The sequence below is a fragment of the Cloacibacillus sp. genome (assembly GCF_020860125.1).
GTDB lineage: Bacteria > Synergistota > Synergistia > Synergistales > Synergistaceae > Cloacibacillus.
This window is the reverse complement of sequence record NZ_JAJBUX010000116.1, coordinates 1-21,286: the sequence shown is the minus strand read 5'-3', so window position 1 is coordinate 21,286 and position 21,286 is coordinate 1. Positions and strand designations below refer to the sequence as shown.

Below are 21,286 nucleotides of genomic sequence, written 5' to 3'. Positions count from 1 at the left end.
TACGGCCCTCGACGAAAATGTAGACCTCTTCGCCGTCGTGGTATTCGGGGATGACAAAGGTGATGGTTCCGCTTTTGTCGGCGGCGGCCTCGAGGCTCTTTATCTGCCCGTAGTATAGGGCCCTGTCGCCGCTCCTCGTGACGGCGGCGGCGAGGTGGTAGCCCACGCCGGTGGAGGCGCCCTCATACATAAGAGTTATGCTGACGTCTTGCCCCTCTTTGATTTCACCCGAAGTCACGTTTGCAGACGTGAGTTTGTAGGTGTTTGTGGCGAGTGTCAGCTTGTGCTCCTCTCTTCCCTTATCGTCAGAGGCGTAGCTCTGCTTATAGAGCGATGCGGTCAGGCTATCTTGTTTTCCGCCCGCGGCGGGAGATGTAAAGAACAGAGATTCAAGGTTCAGACGAAAAGCCGGACGAAGGCCAACTGCCCCGTCGTAGACGTTGTCATGGATGAGGTAACCGGCGAAATGAATGTAGGAAGCCCCTTGTATGCTGTAGCCAGGAGAACGAAGCCACCAATAACCATATTTCTTGTTGTCTTCTACATTATTGAAGGTACCCTGCGCAGCACCGTAGGAGGTCACCTCCGCTTTACGTGAATCGTTGTCGACAAAACCATATTTTTTCCCCAGCGCCCGTGCGTCATTAGAGTCGTCAGCATCGGCATAAGAGAGTAGAAATATTTTGTCATCCGTCTTCGGCCCCGCCGCAAAATTGGTGCGGTAACTAAATATCACGCTGTTATCCACTTTCTCTTTTGTTATCCCTCTTCCTTCGCCCACAGAGAAGGCCCTCTCATAAAAAGCGTAGCTCTTCGGATTCTTCACCGTTATATTGGTCACGTCCGCGGAGACTGACTCGGCATATTCCGCTCCGTTGAGAAATTTGCGTACCGGCGATTCGCTCCACCACGAATAGTAGGGATCTGTCTCGCTGTAATTGGAGTTGAATGACATCGCGTCAAGTATCTTTTCCGAAAGCAGCAACGCCCTGTCGCCGCTCGTTTCCAGCACACGCCAAAGTATAGGCTCCACTTTGAAGTCAGTTGAGCTTTCGCTCTGCGGATAGCTGCCGTAATATACGACGTCCGCGCTCGTCAGCGCCGGGGCCTTCCGCGCCACGCCCAATACTAGTATAAGTGACAGTAAGAGAAGGAGTAAGAGAGAGGATGATCGATAACGTAAACTTGATTTTAGTTCTGGGGGGGGGTATTCCGGTTTAGTCTGTGGCCATTATGACGTTTTTTCATCTTTTGCTGCCTCCTGATTAAGTATTTTTACTGTGGGGTTTTTGTTGGTTCGCGCATTATCCTACCGCAGTTTATGGTATTTGTGAAGCCTTTTTATTTTTCTCACAGTTATCCCTCTGCCATTATTCCACCACCAGCGCCTCCCTCACCTTCACGCGGATTTTCAGGCGGCGCTGATATAAAAAGAACTCCACCAGAGTATTTACCGGCGAAGTCCCCTTAGGCCGTCTATTGATTGACCGCGTTATTTGACTTTCGGCTGTGACGCCGGATTGTTATTTCTCGTATTTCGCCGCTTCGCTCTTAAGGTAGACCTGCGGCTCCGCGGGGAGCTTGAAGAGCGGGATGAAGCGGTCCCAGCCGGTGAAGGTGAGAACGAGCATCGAGCCGACGGCTATCCAGGCCATGTAGTTGTGGGTGATTATCTGTCCCACGGAGAGGGCTGTGGCAAGAGGATAGACAGAGGCGCTGATACCAAGGAAGAATCCCATGTAGCAGTGCCAGGGGACGAGCTGCGAGCCAAGAACACCCATCGCGTCGGAGAGGGTCGCGTTTCTCAGGGCCAGTGTGTACATGTCCTCTTTGGAACCGACAACGTTTTCTTCCGTGATGTTCTTGATGATCGGGCCAATGGTGACGATCTGCGCCATTTCATCGGAGAGCGCCGCGTTGCCGAGCAGGCAGAGGACGCCGTTGGCGAACATAAGGTGGCGGACTTTGTGGACCATGCGCGAAATCAGCGCGGCGACGGGGTCAAAGGCGTTCATAAGCCGCATGACGCCGCCGAAGGCTCCAACCCAGAGCATCATCGCAATCGACCAGCCGCCAGCGTCTGAGAAGCCGGTGTAGACGAGGTCAAGGAACGCCGTGATGCTGGTGACCGTACCGGCCATGAGGCCGAATACGAGGGAGGAGATAATGCCGGAGCCAAGGCAGATCAGCGTGCTGTAGCCCATGACGGCGGTGACGAGAACGATGATGAGCGGGATCACCATGTAGACGGGGACTCCCTGTTTCACGAGCTCAAGCAGCGTGACAGCCGAGGGACGCTCCTCGGCCAGAGCCGTCCAGACCTCTTTCGGTATCTGCGCAATGGCATCGGCGGCCTGTCCGGTCGTGCTGGGCAGCCCCATGCTGACGCCAATGAAGTAGAAGACTACGGCCGAGGCGATGAGGCAGAGCAGCGACCAGACTCCCTGGTGGCGGACTCTCCTGATTATTTCGACCTGCTGGATACCGGAGCTGACGATCGTCGTGTCGGAGATAAGCCCGATGTTGTCGCCGAAGCAGGAGCCGCCGGCGATGGCGCCGACGGTAAGCGCGATGTTGCCGCCGACGATATGGTTAAGCCAGAGGAAGATCGGAGCGCAGGCCGCGAACGTTCCCCACGAAGTCCCCGTCGCTATCGAGAGGACGGAGGTGACGAGCAGGGCGACGACGGCGAGAACTTTCGCGTTGAGCCCAGCGGCGAGCGACATGTTGATGACGGAGGCGGCGACGCCAGTAGCCATAAAGCATTCGGCGACGGCGTAGGCGGCCTGGAGGATGAGGAAAACGATCAGGAAGTGTTTCAGGTTTTCGAGAGCCGCGTCAAGGCAGTCCTGGAACTTGTAACGGTCGACGATCATCGCAACAATGACCGCGTACATAAACGAGAGCGGCGCGGCAAGAAGGATGTCCATCCCAGAGAGCATAAGACCCGCTATAACACATATAGGCGTAAGTTTCAACAAAGCTTTCATTACCAATAAATGCCTCCTTTTAAACGGTGTCTGCTTTTACAGACAGAGATCGGAACCTGAGAGAATACGAGATACGGCCCCCCAGGGAAACCGCATACGCTACTTTTTCTCTCATCTACAGGACGCTTCGGGTTATTTCCGCATGACACCTCCTTTTTGTGCGGAAAAAATATCCGGTCACTCCAAGTTATCGGGCTTTTTAATAATTATTTTGTACAACTTTCTTACATGATGCCAGCGTTTTAGCATAATAAACTCAAATCATGCTAAAACTCACGAGACTTAACAGTTAGTAAAGCCCCGCCGTTTCGCCGCCGTCTATCCTGATGTCGGCTCCGGTTATATATTTCGCGTCGTCCGAGGCGAGGAAGGCGTAGAGCTTGCCGATCTCTTCCGGTTCGGTGTGGCGCTTCATCGGGATGCCTTCGTTCACCTTCGCGAGCATCTCTTCGGTGTATTCGGCCTTCTGCATGGGGGTGAGGACATAGCCCGGGCATACGCAGTTTACGCGCACGACGGGGGCCAGTTCGAGGGCCATGCTCTTTGTCAGCAGGATCACTCCGGCCTTTGAGGCGTTGTAGTCCGTATACCAGCGGTGTCCTTCGGTGCCGTTCGTAGAGGCGGTCATGAGGATGACGCCGCTCTTCTGGGCCGTCATGCGCCGCGCCGCCTCGCGCGCGCAGAGGAACATGCCGTTGAGGTTGATGTCGATGACCTTTTTCCACTGCTCATAGGAGATGTCCACGAAGTCGGCCCTGATGCTGATGCCGGCGTTTGAGATGAGGACGTCTATGCCGCCGAGCGTTTCGTCCATTTTTTTGAAGGCGCTCTGCACGTCCTCTTCTTTGCTGACGTCGCCGACGTAATATCCGGCAAAGTCCGGGTTTTCCGCCATCACCTGTTCGGCCGCCTTCTGGTTGTAGTCCACGACGAACACCCTGGCTCCCTGCCGCGCGAATACCTGAGCGGTGGCAAGCCCGATGCCGCTCGCCGCTCCCGTTATCAGGATCCTTTTTCCCGCAAGTTCTTCATAACGTGCCATGGTTCCACTCTCCTGCCATATCTTGAAATTTTTATGAGACTTTGGCCATCATCTTCCGCGCGTGTCCGGTGACGACGGGGATGTACCCCGAAAGTTCCCGGTCGAGCGCGCCGTCGCCGGTGTCGGCGATCAGGTTTTTGCCAAAGAGCTGCGCCATCTTCGCGGGCGTCGCGATTACCGTTATGTTTTCTTTCGGTATCATACGGATAACCTCGGGGCTCAGCTGCTGGTTGCCGCGTCCGAATATGTGCCCCTGTCCGCCGATCACCGTGATTATGAGCACTCTCTTATCCCTCTCGACTCCGGAGAGTATCTCTTTGATGCCCGCCTCGGTGAGGTCTTTGCCGATAAGTTTTCCGTCTTTGACGGCGTCCACGCCGAGCAGGGTACCATCAAGGCCGAGACGGTCCGTAAGCTGTTTGGTGGTCGAGCCCGAGCCGATGAGGTATATTACGCCCGGTTTCATGGAGAGGGCCATAAAGGTGGCGAGATTAGCCGCTTCCTCGGTCGAGCCGCCGCTGCCGCCGGACTTGCGGTCCTGCATGAACTCGCGGTCGTCAGGGATCGTCATGTAGCCGTAGAGGCGCGCGCGCACGACATTGTCACGGAAAGCCTCTTCGTCGATGTCGACGACCTCCGCCGTCGTGAAGCGCTTGACTTTGCCGAGCAGGAAGTTATTGATGAGCAGCCCCGCGTCTTTCGGCCTCTTGGCGTAGACGCCGGAATGGATCTTGACTCCCGCGGGGATGCCGACGACGGGGAGACGCTCGCCGATGACGGAGCAGATATCGCGCGCCGTACCGTCTCCTCCCGCGAATACGACAAGGCCGACACCACGCTCAAGCATCATCTCCGCTGCGCGTTTCGTGTCGGCCGGTGTCGTATGTGTTGACGGGTCAAAGAGCAGTTCAGTCTCCAAACCGTAGGATTTAAGCAGATCGGCTCCCATGCCGCCCGACGGACTGTAAAAACGGCAGTCTCCCGCGTTTTCGGCAAACTCTTTTACAGCCTCCGCGGCGCGCGTGCCGGCCATCGGCACGGCGCCGAGCTCAAGGGCCCGGCGGAGAGTCTCCTCTCCGTCGGTTCCCTTGAGGGCCACCTTGCCCCCCATTCCTGCTACAGGGTTAATGAGGAAGCCTATCTTCATGGTCTTCTATTTAGGCTCGAAGTAGCCTTTGTACTTCTTGTTGTAGGAGCGCCAGGTGATCGCGTACTTAGCCGGATCGTCGAAGTAATCGTGATCGATGTGGTGCACCGTACTGTTCACGGGAGCGTGTTTGACGGCCTCGGGCTCCTCGTAGCACATGCGCGATATCTCCGCGAGGACCGCGCAGTAATCGTCGATGTCCTACTTGGAATATGACTCGCTGGGCTCGATCGTGAATGGCTCGGGGATGACGAAGGGTTCGTGGCTCGACCAGTAGTGGGTGCCGAAGTCCGCGATGCAGCGCTGCACGTCCGCGGTGCCAAAGCCGGTGTCCTCTTTCATCTTCTGCCAGCTGTAGCGGGCCTGCTCAATGCGCGAGGGATGGTTCGGGAAGCCGATCGAGGCGCCCTTTATCGCGAGGATCTTCTTCATGCAGTAGTTGTTGTTGAGGATGGCGACGCGTGAAACTTCGCGCAGGCCGTCCGCGCCGAGCGACATGATCCATGAGTAGGCCTTGACGACGACGGGCGCGACTCCCCAGAAGGACTTGATCTTGCCGCATGATTTCGGCAGGTCGAAGTCCAGGTAGTAACCCTTCTCCGGCGCGTACTCGACGAGGGGGACGGGCATGTAGGGACGCAGCTCCTTCTTGGCCGCGACAAGTCCTGTGGCGGGGCCGCCGCATCCGTGCGGGGCGCCGAAGGTCTTGTGGAGGTTGAAGAATGACATATCAAAGTTGGCCTCCGCGGTGCGGGTGATTCCCAGCAGACCGTTGGCGTTCGCCTGGTCGTAGCAGCAGAGGATTCCCTTTTCATGGGCAAGGCGTGTAAATTCCTTGATACGGACGTTGAAGATTCCCGTATCTTCCGGGTTTGTAAAGAATATCGCCGCCGTGCGGTCGGAGATCGCCGCCTTAAAGGCCTCGATGTCGGGATAGCCCTCCGCGTCCGGCTGGATGATGGTAACTTTGTAGCCCTTCGCCGTCGGAACGGCACAGTCGGCGGGATGTGAGAAGAGGGTCGTGATTATCTCGTCGCGCTTCTCCTCTTCGCCCTTGTCGCGCCAGTAGGCGCGGACTATCGAAGCGAGGGCGAGAACGCTGTGCGAGCCGCCGCCGGGCTGCATGGAGAATGCGTCGAGTCCGGATATCTCTTTGAAGAGCTCGCCGGTTTTGTAGAATAGCTCAAGGATGCCCTGAGCGGTCTCGTCGGGCTGGAGCGGGTGCATGTTGGCAACCTTGGGGAGTCCCGCGAGGCGGTCGTTGATCTTCGGGCTGTACTTCATCGTGCAGGTTCCCTGACCGATGTCTATGTTTCCGTCGACGCCGATGTTCTCCTGCGAGAGGTGGTTGTAGTGGCGCACAAGCTGGAGCTGAGCTATTTCGGGAAGATTGGCCTTCTCTTTGCGCACCATGCCAGCGGGCAGGGTGGCGAGAGCCTCTTCCGTGCTCGCGCAGTCGCAGCAGGGGCCGGGAACGAGGACGGCGCGCGCGCCGGGCTCGCTTATCTCATAGATTATCGGCTCATTCCACTTAGCCTGATGAAATTTCTTTAGTCTTTCCAGATTGTTCATTGAAATGGCCTCCTTTACGCCAGGATCTCGCTCAGTGCCGAAGCAAGAGCTTTGATATCGTCCGCCGAGGTCTGCTCGGTCACCGCGAGAAGCATGCAGCCCTCAAGTTCGGGGAAGTTTCTGCCGAGGTCGTAGCCGCCGAGGATACCCTTTTCAAGCAGCTTTTTGTTGATCTCGGAGACCTTTTTACCGCTCGCGGAGAAGTCGGCGACGACCTCCTGGAAGGGGGTGCCTGAGAGTCTGTCGAAGGAGAGTCCCTTCACTCCGGAGAGCACCTTCTTCAGGCAGAGCTGACGCTGTACGACGGCTTCGCCAAGCTCTTTCATGCCCTGCGGCCCCATCGCGGCGAGGTATACGCCCGCGGCGATGCCCCAGAGCGCTGAATGCGTTCCTACGAACTCTTTGGCGCTGTCACGGTTCGCGAACGAGGTACGCTCCCAGAGAACGTCTCCGAAGCCCCACTCTTTCTCGCTCGTCGGCGCGATACCGAAGAGGCGCGAGGGATATTCGTCAACGAAGCGCGGGTCGTCGGCGGTAGCGATGAAACCGGCCACGCCGCCGCCATAGTTCATATGGAGGCCAAGTCCCTGGATATCCCCGCAGGCGATGTCCGCGCCGTAGTGCGAGGGAGGCGTAAGCACGCCAAGCGTAGAAGGCTCTACGTAGGCTACCATCAGAGCGCCCTTGGCATGGGCCATATCGGCTATCTCCTGGGCCTTCTCCTCGATGACGCCGAAGAAGTTGGGATTCATCACAAGTACGGCGGCGACGTTTTCGGTGAGCTTCTCTTTGAGGCTGTCGAGGCAGATGCGTCCCGTCTTTGAACCATAGTCGACAAAGGTCACCTTGACGTCGGGCTGGAGGTAGGTCTGCACCGCCCTCAGCGTGTCGGGATTGATGTTGCGGGGGATGAGCACCTCTTTGCGGCGCACGATGCGCGTCGCCATGCGGAGCGCCGTGCCTACGGCCTGGCTTCCGTCGTAGTTCGGCACGTTGCAGACGTCCATGTCGAGCAGTTCGGCCATCATCGACTGGTATTCAAACATCGCGTGGAAACGGCCGTGATCTTCGTAAGGCTCGCCGGCGTAGGCGGTGAGGAACTCGGAGCGGTTGATGACCTCGTCTACTACCGCCGGTACGTAACGGTTGTAGCAGCCCGCGCCGAGGAAGCAAACCAGCTCCTGCGCGGTTTTATTTTTACCAAGCATCGTGCTGACGTGACGGAAAAGCCCGGCCTCGTCGTAGATGGGCTCGGGCAGCTTCATCGCCTGCTTCATACGCATATCTTCGGGAATGTCGGCAATCAGCTCCTCAACCGAATTGACTCCGATGAACTTGAGCATCTCGGCCTGTACGGCCGCCTCAGAGTTGGGGATATAGGGATACATCTTCTTTGACATCTGATTTCTCCTCCTATGCTATTCCGCCGCCGTCTACGACAAGCGAAGAGCCTGTCACCCACGGGGCCATGTCGCTGCAGAGGAAAAAGACGCACATCGCGACATCCTTCGGTTCGCCGAGGCGGGCCATCGGGCGCTGCGCGCATTCTTCCTTGTATTTCTCGTCATATACGCCGCCAAGCTGCTCGCACTCGCTCTTGAGCATCGGCGTGTCGATGTCGCCGGGGCAGACGCAGTTTATATTTATATTGTCGGGGCCGTGGTCGATGGCCATCGCGCGCGTCATGTTCCATACGCCGCCCTTCGCGGCGCAGTAGGAGACGGCGTGATCCCCGCCCTTGAGAGCCCAGCCGGAGCCGATGTTGACGATCTTGCCGCCGCCCGCCTTTTTCATATGAGGTACGACATGCTTGCACATGAGATAGACGCTCTTGAGCGTCACGTTGATCGCGAGGTCCCAATCGCTTTCGGGAAGAGTCTCTACAGTGTGGCGGCGTGCGACGCCGGCGCAGTTCACAAGGATATCGATCCTTGAACGCTCTTCCGCTACCCGGTCGGCAAGCGCCTTGCAGTCAGCCTCTTTCGTAACGTTGCACTTGATGAATTCGGCCTCTCCGCCCGCGTCCTTGATCTCTTTCACGACTTTACCCGCAAGCTCCTCGTTGATGTCGGCAATGACGACCGATACACCCGCGTTCGCAAAAAAGCGCGCGATCCCCGCGCCGATACCAGAGGCGGCGCCGGTGACGATGGCGGTTTTACCGTTCATTCCGCACAGTTTGTTCAAATCCAGCATGTCTGTCTCTCCTTTATTATTTATTTTGATATGAAGCGTTTTTGTAAGTATCCACTGTATACACTATTTCTTGATTAATTTATATATTATTCGGGGAAGATTGTCAATACTATATTTGCAATAAAATAACCTTTATTCAAACCTAGAAGTTTTTTGGCCGCCTGATTTCCGATATAGACGGATGGTATCAGTCAATATTGATTGAAGCGGTGAGGTTTCATATTTATGGAATACGCCGTCAGGCGCGCGGAGAATGGTTACTACAAAAGGGGGGTAAATATAAACGTCACGATACATTCGTGTCTTTATGGCGAAAAACACAGGCTTCGCCGGGACGCACACACAAACGCGCCGGGCCGGGACGCGGAATACGCGCATTAGGATCCCCCTCGGCCCGGCGGCAAAAACCGTTAATTCCAGAAATCCGTCTTTTCCTTCAGGCCGATGGCGGCGGCCTTGAAGACCGGCTTTTTGCCTAAACGTCTCTGGGCGGTATAATCATTCAGCGCCGCGAGCGCCGTCCGGGCAAGGATGACGATTACCGGCAGGTTTATGAGCGCCATCACTCCCATAAGGACGTCGGCCATATCCCAGACGAGGCCGAATTCCAGCTGCGCGCCGACAAAAACCGCAACGACGGCGGCGGCGCGGAAGACGCTCATCGCCTTTTTGCTCAGCGCGCGTCCCGCGATGTAGTTTAGACAGCCCTCACAGTAGAAGAGGTTACCCAGCAGCGTGGTGAAGGCGAAGAGCAGCAGCGCGGCGGTGATGAAGTACGGCCCTACGGTTCCGAATACGACGGACATCGACTGCTGTACAAAGGGCGCGCCTTTCAGACCTTCGCCGGGTATAATGCCGGTGCAGAGGCACATCATCGCGGTGGCCGTACAGATCAGCAGCGTGTCAATGAACACGGAGAGCATCTGCACCAGCCCCTGCGTAACGGGATGGGCCACATCGGCCGCCGCCGCCGCGTTCGGCGCGGAACCAACGCCGGCCTCGTTGGAATAGAGGCCGCGCTTGATGCCCTGCATAATCGCGGAGCCGGCAAATCCGCCAAAGATCGCGCGGAAGTCAAAAGCGGCGGTGAAAATTTTCGACAGCACCTCTGGCAGCCTTTCTATATTAAGCGCCATAACGATCAGAGCCAGCAGGATATACAGCACGCCCATCAGGGGCACCAGCACCTCCGTCACTTTGACGATGCGCTTGCCGCCGCCCATGATGCAGAAGCCGACCAGAAGCGCGAGCGACGCGCCGCCGATGATGGGGACCAGGTTGTGTGAGCCGAGAAAGTATTTGTCATAAAAACCGTAGCCCGAAAGGCTGTCGATAAGGTTATAGGAGGCCAGCATATTGAATCCCCCGGCGTAGGTGGCGATGAGCGCTACAGCGAAGACGACGCCCAGCGCGCGGCTGTTCAGCGCCGCCTGGATGTAATATGAGGGGCCTCCATAGCTGCTGCCGTCCGCGGCCTTTTTCTTGTATATCTGTGCCAGCGTGCTTTCCACAAAGGCCGTCGCGCCACCTAGCAGGGCGATAAGCCACATCCAGAAGACCGCGCCGTAACCGCCGATGGCGATGGCGTTCGCCACACCGACGATATTGCCGGTCCCAACGCGGCTGGCCGTCGATACCATGAGCGCCTGGAACGAAGATACGGAATCTTTGCCGCCCGACCTCTCCCCTACCGATCTGACAGCCTCCGGCAGCATGCGCAGCTGCACCAGCCCCGTCCGCAGGGAAAAGTAGACCCCCGCTGAAAGCAGCATAATGATCAGCAGATAGCTGTACATCAAGTTGCTGATCGTTCCGATAAGCGCACTGAATGCTTCGTACATAAAAAATAACTCCCTTTCGTCAACAATATATACTCCCGGCGGAAAAGCGTTTATTTTTCGGGAGTCTTTTGCACGCACAAGAATTTATCGCGAACGGGGAAAAACCGCAAGGCGGCAAAGCAAAAAATAGAACAATCTTTGTCTTATGAACAAGGCGGACAGGGCCGCGTACCGTCTAGGGGAAGATTCAAAAAATCCATAATATCCGGCTCCATATACCTCACCGCATGTAAAAGCCGGTACAGCCCCGCAAAACTGTAAGGGCACAAATGCGGCTGACGGTAATTTTCTCATTTTTTCCGCTTGCAAATATGCGGTGTACTATGTATATTTTTACTTGAAGCATATTGGGGAGTTGGTTGAATATGGTTATGACGTCATCTTCCGTGCAAACGGCGGCGGGATTTGTATATGATCAGTTGAGAAAAAAGATATTCGAAAAAGCGCTGGTCAGCGGCCAGAGGCTGCCGGAGGTGGCGATAGCCAAGGAGCTGCAAGTGAGCCGCACGCCAGTACGGGAGGCTTTAAGACGCCTGGAAAACGAAGGGCTCGTCCAGATCATACCGGGCTGGGGCGCCTGTCTCGCCTCGCCGACCAGACAGGAGATAATCGACACCTACGAGGTGCGCGAGGAGCTGGAGATCATGGCCGTCCGCAAGGCGGCGAAGCATATCACGCCGTTGCAGTTATGCCGCCTGCAGGAGCAGATCGACGCGGAGCACGAGACCTTCGTCAACCGCAACCTCGAGTCCTATCTGACCGTCAACGACAACTTCCATATCATCATCGCCGAATCTTCGGGCAATAACACGCTCGTGGGATATATAAAAAACATCCTCTCACGCACATTCGTACAGATGATTTTCTTTGAGTCTTTCTTCGACTTCGACACAAACCCAAGCCTTGAGGAGCACATCACCATCCTTGAGGCGCTGAAAAATCACGACGAGACGGAGAGCGTCCGCCTGATAAAGGAACACCTGCGGCTTTCGATGGAGGGCCTCAAGACCAAATAGAGACCGCATCTCTGCCGTTTTTGAAAAAACACACAACCGCATCGTCGTGCGCGAAACGGCGGTTGTTTGCCGTGCGCTGAAGCCGGACTGCCGGAAGGTGGAGACGCCGCGCCTTTCACCCTCCGCGATTCCGTAAAATACCGCTTCGCGAAGAGCTGCGCGACCATGAGCTGCGCCTAGCGGTGGAAATGGCGCTTAAGCTGCACATGGTGAATAACTACCGGTATATGTGATACAAGGGTAAGAAAATATCCTACAGGCATCCCCCGGCGCCAAGCCTTTCAGCGTACAGTCTCCGCAGCAGCAGCGCGCTCACCAGCGTGGAAATGATCTCCGAGATGACGAATGCCCACCACACCTCATTGAGCGGAAAGACTACGGAAAAGAGCCACAGCAGCGGCAGCAGGACGACGACGACGCGCAGCAGCGTCACGATAAGACTGTACAGCCCGTTGCCGAGCGCCTGGCAGGCGCCCTGCGCGATGAGCATATAGGCGGTAAATATATAGCCGGCGCTGACGACGCGCATCGCGCGGCCCCCGATCGAAAGCAGCTCCGCCGAGGCGTCGAAGAGACGCAGTATCGGCAGCGCGAGCAGCTGCACGAGGAACATACCCGCAAGCATGATCGCCGCCGCGTAGATCATGCCGTAACGGATCGTCTGCCTCACGCGCGGCTCGTTTCCCGCGCCGTAGTTGAAGGCCGCGACGGCGATGACGGCGTTGTTGAGGCCGAAGGCAGGCATAAAGACAAAGTTCTGTACCTTGATGTAAATGCCGAAGGCGGCGACCGCCGTGGAGGAAAGGCCTATGAGTATGAGGTTCACGCCGAGGGCCATCAGCGAGTTGAGCGACTGCATGACGATCGCCGGCGCGCCGATCGCGTATATCTTCTTTATCATATTAAAGTCGGGGCGGAAGCCGCGCAGCTTGAATGAGATATCCCTATTCATCCGCAGGTTGAAATAGACGGCGGCGGCCAGCGCCGTGATCTGCCCGATGACCGTCGCCGCCGCGGCCCCCTTAACGCCGCAGGCGGGCGCGCCGCAGAGACCGAAGATCAGTATCGGATCAAGGACGATGTTGATCAGCGCCCCCGCCAACTGAGAGGCCATAGAGAGCGCAGTGCGCCCTGTAGACTGCAGGAGCCTCTGAAATGTGATCTGCCCCACGCCGCCGAACGACCAGATCATGCAGATCGAGAGATAATCCACGCCATAGCGGTATATCTCGGCGTCGGCGGTCTGCGAACCGTAATACCGCTCCGTACAGAAAAGGCCGAATAGTAAAAATATAACGTATGTAGCCGCGGCGAGAAAGATGCCGTTTGCCGCCGCAGCGTTGACTCCGCGCCTGTCGCCCTCCCCCAGCAGCCGCGACAATACCGCGTTTATGCCGACTCCCGTGCCAACCGTGATTGAGACTACGAGCAGCTGGATGGGGAAGGCCAGCGACAGCGCGGTTATCGCGTTCTCGCCGATACGCGAGATAAAGAGGCTGTCCACTACGTTATAAAGCGCCTCCATCACCATCGAAAGCATCAGCGGCAGCGACATCGTCAACAGCAGCCGGCTCACCGGTGCCGTTCCCATTTTGTTGTCCCGGGTAAAAAACCTTTCCATATTAATCAATTACCGTCCTTTCAAATAAAAAACGAGCCGCGCCGCCGCTTCCAACTGGAATTACGTGACAGGCACAACTCGTTGTATCCTTTAACGAACGCCGATCTCTGACTACCCAAATAAAAGGTTTGAGCGGCACTTCATCTATTTGCTATTTTGTTTTATATATTGTCTTTAAGATATCTCTCAATAAACGGCTCGACCTCTTCCTCACCTATCCCCAGCGCCGCCGCCAGCTCCGCGTGAAGCAGCCGTTTCGCCCGATTCCCATACTCGCCCTCGAGGGCGTTCTCCACTCCGCCGGAGCGTTCCTCTCTCCTGAGCCAGCAGGACTTCACAACCTTAAGCCACTGGAGCGGCTCCTTTTTGCCAACCGCCTTTTTATAAAGGTCTATCCTGGCCTTGCCGCTCAGCGCGCTGAAGGCAGTGACATACGGTATCCGCTCGATAAGTTCCAACGCCTCTTCCTTCGTCATTGCGGTCCTCTCTCCTCTTCGTTATATAGTCGACGATACGTGGTATCACGCTCTCACGGCGCAGGCCGAGGACGAAGGCGAACTCCTCCGTGATCACCCGCTCCGCGTGCGCCAGCACCTTTTCGTCGCAGGAACGAAACTTTCTTCCGCTCTCGCGCATCTCTATCTTATGCAGATTAAGTATTTTGACGAGCCAGAGAATCTCCGCGATCTCTCCGCCCTTCAATATCTGTTCAAAGGCGGCCATACGGCTGTCGTCGTTCTCTATCCACCGGCTTCCGATATCCTCCGTCTTGTCGATGATCGCCCAAATCTCCCCCTCGGAGAGCAGCGGGCGGATGCGCCTCTCAATATCCTCCATCCCGACGGGAAGATAGAATTTAGCGCCGGAGTCGTAAACGGAGCTCATGACATAATAGAGCCGTTCTTCAAGGCCGCTGAACCTCTCCCGGCGAATATCGTTTATCCGGCAGATGCCGTTTCCGGCATACATCACATAATCACCGACGCAATAATCTCTTTTGCCCGTCCCGCAAAGGCCCATTTTCAACCCCTCCCTGTTTACGCTCATAAATATCTTTCAGCGCATCTTAATTATAGTAGTTACTTATAGTTAAATATAATCTATAAGTAATCATCAACGGTTAAAATAAAACACGCCACTCTTTGCAACTGGACTTACGCTACCAGAGAGCCGCACGTTGTACGTTAAATTATAACAATTCATGAAAGAACTTTCAAAGTATATTTTTTTATTTCATACATACTATATTAATATATATAAATTGGTCTTACATCATAAATAAACTATAGCGAATCCTCTTTAAGTTTATTTAAAATAAGCATTGTATGAGTCCTTCCTATTTTATACAGTTCATTCAGGAGATCGTCTAACTCCTGGCTGGTTGAAAGATAAACCTCTAGGAGATAGTCATATTCGCCTGAGACAATCCAAAATTGAAAGATACTCTCCATCTGGCTCAACATGTAGGGGACACCGTCACGACAGCGGTCGTCGTGCAGAAGTATAAATACATGTATAGGGTATCCTATCCTGCAGTAGTCGACGGCGGTCTTGTACCCTTGTATCACCCCCCTTTCTTCCATTTTTTTCATGCGTTCGAATACCGCTGGTACAGACAGGTTTACCGCCTCACTTAAATTCTTATAAGAAATTCTTGCATTATCACGTATCTCTTCGATGATTCGCAGGTCTGTTTCATCATAGCTCATCTTTATAGGTTTCTTCATAAAAATACCTCCTTACAAAACGGGGCCGCTAATGCTACAAAGATTTTATCGCATTAAACGGCCCCTAGGGGTTTATTTTTACACCTAAATACCAATTAAATCATGGTGTGAAACTCAGTATCGTTTCAAAGTTGTGTGCTGCTCTGTAAAATACACTCCGTGATAAGCCATCGACTCCATAACATAACGATAAAGAGAATCATTTACCGATAATTTTTCCGGGAAGACAAAACCATTGTTGTTAAAGAGAGATTTCATCCAAGCTCTGATAAACGATGTACAACTAAAAGCGGTGCACTTCCCCATCGAGGTGATATTCCTCTCTTCGTCGTATCTATCAACAGTCTCCCACTTAGACTCAACTTCTGCCCCGTCTTTTGTACCCTTTACAACGATACGGAAGAGAGTGAGATCTTTATCTCCTTTAGCCAGCTCCATCTTCCAAAGAGGAGCTAGATGGCTGATAAGATATTCCCTCGGGGTTATCTTCATTCCTTCGAAATCATCTTCGTTCTTGTCGAACATTCCGAGCGCGATCAGGTTCTTTATCTGTTGAATATGACCAGGCCAGCGAATGGTAAATTCAGACATATTTTCCGCCGGTATCGTTTCTGCCAATGTGGCAAGACCATCCGTAAGAAAGGCCTCCAAACCTTCAAGCCCTTCAAAATCAACATTGTGTAAGCAAGACATCGCCTCTACATATTTTTTATTACCATTCTCTATCACCATCGCCGGATCAAGATATTCCTGCAGCGTTTCCTCGAGGCAAAACACCGTCTTATACCCCATTGGAGACTCTTTTTTCTGCGGAATACCACCGACATATATCTTTACATCTTTCACAAAGTCGAGGCCAACACACCCACGGCCAGTAAGAAAATTGGTCATGCCTGGGGCTATACCAATTTTAGGCACATAAAGGGTTTTATTCTTATCCGCAAGCTCTCTGATTTTACCAAGCAGGACATCGTTCGGTATAGAGCTTATATCAAAAACGGCCTTTCGCTGTTTCAGCGCAGATTCAGCGACGCTGACAGCCAAATTACCCGGTAGGGCAATCACAACCACATCACTAGTTGAAATCAACCCCTCTAGCTTTTTTTCATCAAAGACAGAACCTTGTATCAGTTCTATGTTCATTTCTTTTGAACTGACTCTTTTCAGAGCCGCGTCACTCCCGTCGATAAGCGTTACGTCGTTTTCCCTGCATAATTCCATAGCGACGATAGAACCGATCATCCCTGCTCCAGTAATCAATATCTTCATAATATATTCACCTCATTAGTTATATTTCTTTGTCATATTTGTAGAAAATCTCTTTTCCCCAAAGAACACGTTTTCCTTCATAATCCTTGAGAATTGCAAGGAATTTTTTCGTGAGAAACAATATTGCAAAAAGATTTACATAGGTTGGAAGAGAGGTAGCTACATCTGAAACTAACCAAACAATCTCCGTCTTTATTCCTATATTTACAATAAATATCGTACTTAAAATTCCCGGCAGTACATAGCACATTCTCATAAGCCTGTCTATTTTAGCGGCAACTTTCGGCTTTGAACGGAACGCGTGTTCCAGAAGCGTTTGGAAATAGCTAGACCAGCTTGTCGAGGTGGTCCACGAAAATAGGAAGGCTACGAAAGCCACAAAATAGAATCCCATAGGTCCCATGCCGGAACGGAAAGATCTCATTGTCAATGTAGCGCCAGCTTCGCCGCTCGACCATTCACCGGTAACGAGAATGACCAAGGCTGTTATAGTACAGATTACCATTGTATCGACAAAAACCTCAAATATCCCCCACAACCCCTGTTCCACTGGGTGATTCGTCTTTGCAGAGGCATGGGCCATAGGGCTCGCGCCCCATCCCGCTTCGTTGCTAAAGAGGCTGCGAGAGATACCTGTACGTATCGCAAGCAGCAAAGATGCCCCGGCAAAACCACCTATCGCAGCGCATGGTGTGAAAGCCTTGGCTACGATCATAGCAAAAACATCCGGCAGCTTATGAACATTTATCGCTATTATGAACAACCCAGCCGCCACATAAAGGATGGACATCAGCGGCAGCATCTTGGCGGCAAAACCAGCAACCTTTTTAAAACCGCCAATGACCACTATCGCACACATAAATCCATAAAAAAGAGAGGTATATATCTGATTGATGCCGAATGCTTCAGTGAGAGCTTCGGAAACGGTGAAATTTTCAAGAGAGATAAAGTATTGGATCATTATCCCCAATCCAAAGGTCCATGCCAAAGGTATCCAGAGCTTTGTCTTCTTACCAATCCCCTTTTCCATATAAAAGGTCGGACCGCCCCATGTATCACCGTTAACCTTCTTATCGCGATAATAGACAGCAAGCGTGATCTCCACCAATTTTGTAGCCATTCCAACAATGGCCGTCACCCACATCCAGAAGAGCACCCCAGGGCCGCCAAGGGCGATAGCGCTTGCGACACCGCCAATATTTCCCGTCCCTATCGCTCCGGCGATTGCGATGCTTGCCGCCTGATATGGAGTGACGATCCCGGGAGCCTTTGATAGCGATGTATCTTTGTCCATATTGAGGCATTGTTTCATAGCTTTACCGAAATATCTTACAGGCCAGAATTTGGTGATCAAAGTAAACCATATTCCTGTTCCAATCAAGCTTATCAGAAGCGACGGCCCCCATAAAATATCTACTAAAGTACTCAGCGTGTTTTCAACTAAAGCCAGCATAAATCCATCCCCCTATAATAATTTTATTTGTATCCTCGGCGTTTATAATATAGGGCAAAAATAAAATAAGGAAAATTATATTTATTCACTAATATTCCATCTTTTCTTAATTATTTTTACGTCAATCGTATGCCTTTTTGAAAAATCTGAGGTCATGTGTAAATGATACCCAATTGGTGCAATAACGCGCCGATAGCCAAAAATTGAAAATGCAAAGTCTGGTATACAGGTATATTTATGAGAAGAATACTACGACCCTGTCAAACAACGATATCACAAAAGCGGATGAGCAGCGGACACATTTCGGCCATTGTCTCTCATACTTTTGTGATGAGGGATAATCTTTGCCAACCTTTGCACAAAGAACGATTATATCAAAATGATTTTGATGAAATACACTTGACATTACAACAAATAACTATTATAGTTATCTAAATATTAAATTCATTATAAATTGTTCGGGTGAATTATGATGGATCAGCAAAAGATCGAGGAATTTCAGACGATATGCAAACGGAACGGATGGAAATGTACGTCACAGCGGCTCGCGGTTTATGAATTTGTACACGAAAACTATACGCATCCCGGAGTGGACGACGTGTGGAGACATGTCAGACAAAATTTACCGGCTGTGACCAGAGAGAGCGTTTACCGGATATTGAACGAATTCGCGGAACGTGGAATCATTCAGCGTCTGGACCATATCGACAGTGCGCGTTATGACTGTCAAACGGGGCCGCAGGGACATTTTATCTGCGAGATCTGCGGCGGGATAACAGATTTCGCCTTCCCTGAAGGGGCGTTTCCCTCCGCTAATATGGCCGGCGGAGAGGTGCGTCACGTCGAGCTCAGGCTCAGCGGCATCTGCGGCAAATGCAGACAGGCCAGGGAAATGGAAGAAAAGGCAAGATAAACGCGCATACGGGCGCGAAAAACCCCGTAAATAATATGGACAAAAGAGGAGACATTATAATGAAAAGCATTGCGAAACTTGACTTGCAGTACGCACACAGATTCTACGGATTTAAGGGCGAAGCCCAGTATCTTCACGGACATACCGGCATCCTGACTATCGAGGTGGAGGGTTCAGTCAACCCCGGCGTGAATATGGTTTTCCCCTGCAACGAAATCCAGAAAACCGCCTGGGATGTTCTGAAAAATTTTGACCACGCCCTGATCTTGCGGGAAGACGATCCTTTGCTGCCCGCCGTTCTGGACGTTTATGAGAAGCAGGGCATCAGGAACGGCGCGCCAAGCAATACCATGAAGGGACCGGCCTTTAAAACCGAACTGGCGACCGCCTATCCGGAGTGCCGGCTCGTCGTCACGAAGGAGACGATGACCGTCGAGGGAATGATCAAGATCGTTTACGACCTGCTGAAGGATAAGCTGAACATCGTCAAGCTGACCTTCTCCAGCGGCGTCAACGAGGCTTCGGAAGAGTACGAACCGCATCTGAGCGTAGACCGCTGCCCGCTATGCGGCATCGCGCTGGACGAAAACGGCGTATGCCCCAAGTGCGGGTACAGGAAGGCATAAGATCCTGCCATAGCCAATCATAAGTGAACTAACAAGGGGACAGGCCTGAACGCGCCTGTCCCCTTATTATTGTATCGCCGTTTATTTTGTCGCGTCTTTGCCCTTCTGCATCACGAGGCTGTCTATCGGGTTGATGTTCTTTTCCTTGTGGGTCTGACGCCAGGTCTTGATCGGCATGCCCCAGATCTTGATGAATCCGACGGAGGCCGACTGGTCGAAGATGTCTCCCGTTGAGTAGGTGGCGAGCGCCTTGCTGTAGACGGAACTGTCGGACTTCATACCGTTGACGATGCAGTTGCCCTTGTAGAACTTCATCCTCACGGTACCGTTGACGGACTTCTGCGTCGAGTCCATGAAGGCCTGTATCGCCTCCATGAGCGGCGAGAACCAGTAGCCCTCGTAGGTGAGTTCGGCGAACTTGACCTCCAGCTCTTTTTTGGCTTTCAGCACGTCCTTGGCGAGGGTGATCGTCTCCAGCTTTTTGTGCGCGTGGATGATCGCGAGAGCGCCGGGGCATTCGTAGACTTCACGGCTTTTAAAGCCGACAAGGCGGTCTTCTACCATGTCTATTCTTCCGTATCCGGCCTTGCCCGCCGTCTTGTTCATGAAGTCAATCAGCTCGATGGAGCCCATCTTCTGTCCGTTGATCGCCACGGGGACGCCGCCCTCAAACGTTATCTCCACCGTGACCTCCTCGTCGGGCGCGTCCACGGGGTCGACGGTCAGTTTGTAGGCGTCTTTCGGCGGCTCGTTCCACGGGTCTTCGAGGACGCCGCACTCGATGGAGCGACCCCAGAGGTTGTCGTCGATGCTATAGGGGCTCTTTCTCGTCGTCGGGACGGGAACGTTGTGCGCCGCGGCGTAGTCCATCTCCTCTTCGCGTGAGAAGCCCCAGTCGCGGACGGGCGCGAGGACTTCGATATCGGGATTCAGGGCGTTACAGGCAACCTCGATACGCACCTGGTCCTGCCCTTTACCGGTGCAGCCGTGGGCGACGGCGACCGCGCCCTCCTTCTCGGCGCACCAGATGAGCGCCTGGGCGATCATCGGACGAGAGAGCGCCGAGTTGAGCGGGTAGACTCCCTGGTATACGGCGTTCGCCTTGAGCGACGGCCAGACGAATGTATCGATGAACGCCTCGCGGAGGTCCACGACATAGGCCTTGGAAGCGCCGGACGAGTAGGCCTTCGCCTTTATCTCCTCCAGGTCGTCCGCCTGCTGTCCGACGTGCATCGTGAGCGTGACCACCTCATATCCCTGGTCGTGAAGCCAGGGGATCGCCACCGATGTGTCGAGTCCGCCGCTGTAAGCCAATACTACTTTTCCCTTTTTTTCCGGTGCCATCATTTGAAACTCCTCCTAAAATTTTCTGTCGATTAAAAAAAGCTCGTCCCTCTTCCTTTCGGAAGAGGGACGAGCAAATTTACCCGCGGTACCACCCTCGTTGACATATCTGTCCACTTCGTTGTGTTATGCTCTGGGGTGCGGAATTGTGATCCTTTCTGCGAAAAGCGCTTTCAGCCGGTGGCGCTTTATCTCTGTCGCCGAGTAATCGAATTCATATCCCCGTCATCGCATATTACTCTATGCGGTAAGGAATCGATTCGTCGTATACGTCTATCTCGCTCGGCGGCCTGCAGATTCACAATAACGCCCTCCCTTCACGGTGGTCTTAAAAACTTGTGTGGTATTCTATCACGTGAACTTTATTTGTCAACCGGTTGACCAAAAAAATTCAAAATAAACTTTATTCTTTTATTGGTTCATTATTCAGACTTCATTCCCCTGTATATCTCCTCCTCCATTTCTGTCGCTTTCTCGGCATTGTAAGAGTCAAAGGAGGTCATCTCAAGATGCACGGGGGTGACGGAGA

At 53.4% G+C, this 21,286-nt stretch carries 19 protein-coding genes; 3 read left to right on the top strand and 16 right to left on the bottom strand.

Annotated features, from left to right (window positions below):
- From LIO98_RS14255 to LIO98_RS14220, 9 genes are all read right to left on the bottom strand, one after another.
- A partial coding sequence (locus LIO98_RS14255; protein WP_291958649.1) for a DUF6273 domain-containing protein occupies positions 1-1,120 on the bottom strand: 1,120 nt, incomplete at its 3' end.
- A 403-nt stretch (positions 1,121-1,523) separates the two neighbouring features.
- Positions 1,524-2,990, bottom strand: a complete 1,467-nt coding sequence (locus tag LIO98_RS14250) for a Na+/H+ antiporter NhaC family protein (RefSeq protein WP_291958646.1) — start codon at positions 2,988-2,990, stop codon at positions 1,524-1,526.
- 289 nt (positions 2,991-3,279) lie between these two features.
- Entirely contained in the window at positions 3,280-4,032 is a 753-nt protein-coding gene (locus tag LIO98_RS14245) for an SDR family oxidoreductase (RefSeq protein WP_291958643.1), read from the bottom strand.
- Between the two features lie 31 nt (positions 4,033-4,063).
- Positions 4,064-5,179 (bottom strand): ATP-NAD kinase family protein, encoded by a 1,116-nt coding sequence (locus LIO98_RS14240; RefSeq protein ID WP_291958640.1) that lies wholly within the window; start codon positions 5,177-5,179, stop codon positions 4,064-4,066.
- A gap of 6 nt (positions 5,180-5,185) precedes the next feature.
- Positions 5,186-5,338, bottom strand: coding sequence for a hypothetical protein (locus LIO98_RS15455; protein ID WP_363304492.1), 153 nt, complete (start codon positions 5,336-5,338; stop codon positions 5,186-5,188).
- A gap of 42 nt (positions 5,339-5,380) precedes the next feature.
- Positions 5,381-6,751, bottom strand: a complete 1,371-nt coding sequence (gene gcvPB, locus LIO98_RS14235; protein WP_363304490.1) for an aminomethyl-transferring glycine dehydrogenase subunit GcvPB — start codon at positions 6,749-6,751, stop codon at positions 5,381-5,383.
- A 14-nt stretch (positions 6,752-6,765) separates the two neighbouring features.
- A complete protein-coding gene (gcvPA, locus tag LIO98_RS14230) occupies positions 6,766-8,151 on the bottom strand; it encodes an aminomethyl-transferring glycine dehydrogenase subunit GcvPA (RefSeq protein ID WP_291958638.1) in 1,386 nt (461 codons plus the stop codon).
- Between the two features lie 13 nt (positions 8,152-8,164).
- Complete coding sequence (locus LIO98_RS14225; protein ID WP_291958636.1) at positions 8,165-8,947, bottom strand: SDR family NAD(P)-dependent oxidoreductase; 783 nt, start codon at positions 8,945-8,947, stop codon at positions 8,165-8,167.
- Between the two features lie 410 nt (positions 8,948-9,357).
- Positions 9,358-10,788 carry an alanine/glycine:cation symporter family protein gene (locus LIO98_RS14220; RefSeq protein WP_291958634.1) on the bottom strand — a complete coding sequence of 477 codons (1,431 nt, stop codon included), beginning with the start codon at positions 10,786-10,788 and terminating at the stop codon, positions 9,358-9,360.
- A 365-nt stretch (positions 10,789-11,153) separates the two neighbouring features.
- On the opposite strand from LIO98_RS14220, the gene LIO98_RS14215 reads away from it, so the two are divergent.
- The gene (locus LIO98_RS14215; RefSeq protein WP_291958632.1) at positions 11,154-11,804 is read left to right on the top strand and encodes a GntR family transcriptional regulator; all 651 of its coding nucleotides are present in this window, start codon (positions 11,154-11,156) and stop codon (positions 11,802-11,804) included.
- 253 nt (positions 11,805-12,057) lie between these two features.
- Here LIO98_RS14215 and LIO98_RS14210 read toward each other — a convergent pair whose 3' ends face one another.
- The 6 genes from LIO98_RS14210 to LIO98_RS14185 all read right to left on the bottom strand — a co-directional run bounded on the left by LIO98_RS14210 (position 12,058) and on the right by LIO98_RS14185 (position 17,874).
- Positions 12,058-13,425 carry an MATE family efflux transporter gene (locus tag LIO98_RS14210; protein ID WP_291958631.1) on the bottom strand — a complete coding sequence of 456 codons (1,368 nt, stop codon included), beginning with the start codon at positions 13,423-13,425 and terminating at the stop codon, positions 12,058-12,060.
- A gap of 161 nt (positions 13,426-13,586) precedes the next feature.
- Positions 13,587-13,901 (bottom strand): hypothetical protein, encoded by a 315-nt coding sequence (locus tag LIO98_RS14205; RefSeq protein WP_291958628.1) that lies wholly within the window; start codon positions 13,899-13,901, stop codon positions 13,587-13,589.
- Positions 13,807-14,445: a CarD family transcriptional regulator gene (locus LIO98_RS14200; RefSeq protein WP_291958623.1), complete on the bottom strand. Its 639-nt coding sequence runs from the start codon at positions 14,443-14,445 to the stop codon at positions 13,807-13,809. Before LIO98_RS14200 ends, LIO98_RS14205 begins: the two co-directional genes overlap by 95 nt.
- A 263-nt stretch (positions 14,446-14,708) precedes the next feature.
- Positions 14,709-15,152: an Lrp/AsnC family transcriptional regulator gene (locus LIO98_RS14195; protein WP_066745938.1), complete on the bottom strand. Its 444-nt coding sequence runs from the start codon at positions 15,150-15,152 to the stop codon at positions 14,709-14,711.
- 114 nt (positions 15,153-15,266) lie between these two features.
- Positions 15,267-16,421 carry a saccharopine dehydrogenase C-terminal domain-containing protein gene (locus LIO98_RS14190; RefSeq protein ID WP_291958618.1) on the bottom strand — a complete coding sequence of 385 codons (1,155 nt, stop codon included), beginning with the start codon at positions 16,419-16,421 and terminating at the stop codon, positions 15,267-15,269.
- Between the two features lie 19 nt (positions 16,422-16,440).
- Positions 16,441-17,874 (bottom strand): amino acid carrier protein, encoded by a 1,434-nt coding sequence (locus LIO98_RS14185; RefSeq protein WP_291958616.1) that lies wholly within the window; start codon positions 17,872-17,874, stop codon positions 16,441-16,443.
- A gap of 469 nt (positions 17,875-18,343) precedes the next feature.
- On the opposite strand from LIO98_RS14185, the gene LIO98_RS14180 reads away from it, so the two are divergent.
- Both LIO98_RS14180 and LIO98_RS14175 read left to right on the top strand, forming a co-directional pair.
- Positions 18,344-18,787, top strand: coding sequence for a Fur family transcriptional regulator (locus LIO98_RS14180; RefSeq protein WP_291958614.1), 444 nt, complete (start codon positions 18,344-18,346; stop codon positions 18,785-18,787).
- A 59-nt stretch (positions 18,788-18,846) separates the two neighbouring features.
- Positions 18,847-19,413 carry a 6-carboxytetrahydropterin synthase gene (locus LIO98_RS14175; RefSeq protein ID WP_291958611.1) on the top strand — a complete coding sequence of 189 codons (567 nt, stop codon included), beginning with the start codon at positions 18,847-18,849 and terminating at the stop codon, positions 19,411-19,413.
- A gap of 81 nt (positions 19,414-19,494) precedes the next feature.
- On the opposite strand, the gene LIO98_RS14170 is transcribed toward LIO98_RS14175, so the two are convergent.
- Positions 19,495-20,760, bottom strand: coding sequence for an argininosuccinate synthase (locus LIO98_RS14170; protein WP_291958608.1), 1,266 nt, complete (start codon positions 20,758-20,760; stop codon positions 19,495-19,497).
- Between the last annotated feature and the right edge of the window lie 526 nt (positions 20,761-21,286).

Excerpts from the sequence above, each read along its gene's own strand:
- LIO98_RS14245 (WP_291958643.1), bottom strand. The coding sequence starts at position 4,032 with ATGGCACGTTATGAAGAACTTGCGGGAAAAAGGATCCTGATAACGGGA.
- LIO98_RS14215 (WP_291958632.1), top strand. The coding sequence starts at position 11,154 with ATGGTTATGACGTCATCTTCCGTGCAAACGGCGGCGGGATTTGTATAT.
- gcvPA (WP_291958638.1), bottom strand. The coding sequence starts at position 8,151 with ATGTCAAAGAAGATGTATCCCTATATCCCCAACTCTGAGGCGGCCGTA.
- gcvPB (WP_363304490.1), bottom strand. The coding sequence starts at position 6,751 with ATGAACAATCTGGAAAGACTAAAGAAATTTCATCAGGCTAAGTGGAAT.
- LIO98_RS15455 (WP_363304492.1), bottom strand. The coding sequence starts at position 5,338 with ATGTGCTACGAGGAGCCCGAGGCCGTCAAACACGCTCCCGTGAACAGT.
- LIO98_RS14250 (WP_291958646.1), bottom strand. The coding sequence starts at position 2,990 with ATGAAAGCTTTGTTGAAACTTACGCCTATATGTGTTATAGCGGGTCTT.
- LIO98_RS14210 (WP_291958631.1), bottom strand. The coding sequence starts at position 13,425 with ATGGAAAGGTTTTTTACCCGGGACAACAAAATGGGAACGGCACCGGTG.
- LIO98_RS14175 (WP_291958611.1), top strand. The coding sequence starts at position 18,847 with ATGAAAAGCATTGCGAAACTTGACTTGCAGTACGCACACAGATTCTAC.
- LIO98_RS14220 (WP_291958634.1), bottom strand. The coding sequence starts at position 10,788 with ATGTACGAAGCATTCAGTGCGCTTATCGGAACGATCAGCAACTTGATG.
- LIO98_RS14200 (WP_291958623.1), bottom strand. The coding sequence starts at position 14,445 with ATGGGCCTTTGCGGGACGGGCAAAAGAGATTATTGCGTCGGTGATTAT.
- LIO98_RS14205 (WP_291958628.1), bottom strand. The coding sequence starts at position 13,901 with ATGACGAAGGAAGAGGCGTTGGAACTTATCGAGCGGATACCGTATGTC.
- LIO98_RS14190 (WP_291958618.1), bottom strand. The coding sequence starts at position 16,421 with ATGAAGATATTGATTACTGGAGCAGGGATGATCGGTTCTATCGTCGCT.
- LIO98_RS14195 (WP_066745938.1), bottom strand. The coding sequence starts at position 15,152 with ATGAAGAAACCTATAAAGATGAGCTATGATGAAACAGACCTGCGAATC.
- LIO98_RS14240 (WP_291958640.1), bottom strand. The coding sequence starts at position 5,179 with ATGAAGATAGGCTTCCTCATTAACCCTGTAGCAGGAATGGGGGGCAAG.
- LIO98_RS14225 (WP_291958636.1), bottom strand. The coding sequence starts at position 8,947 with ATGCTGGATTTGAACAAACTGTGCGGAATGAACGGTAAAACCGCCATC.
- LIO98_RS14180 (WP_291958614.1), top strand. The coding sequence starts at position 18,344 with ATGATGGATCAGCAAAAGATCGAGGAATTTCAGACGATATGCAAACGG.
- LIO98_RS14185 (WP_291958616.1), bottom strand. The coding sequence starts at position 17,874 with ATGCTGGCTTTAGTTGAAAACACGCTGAGTACTTTAGTAGATATTTTA.
- LIO98_RS14170 (WP_291958608.1), bottom strand. The coding sequence starts at position 20,760 with ATGATGGCACCGGAAAAAAAGGGAAAAGTAGTATTGGCTTACAGCGGC.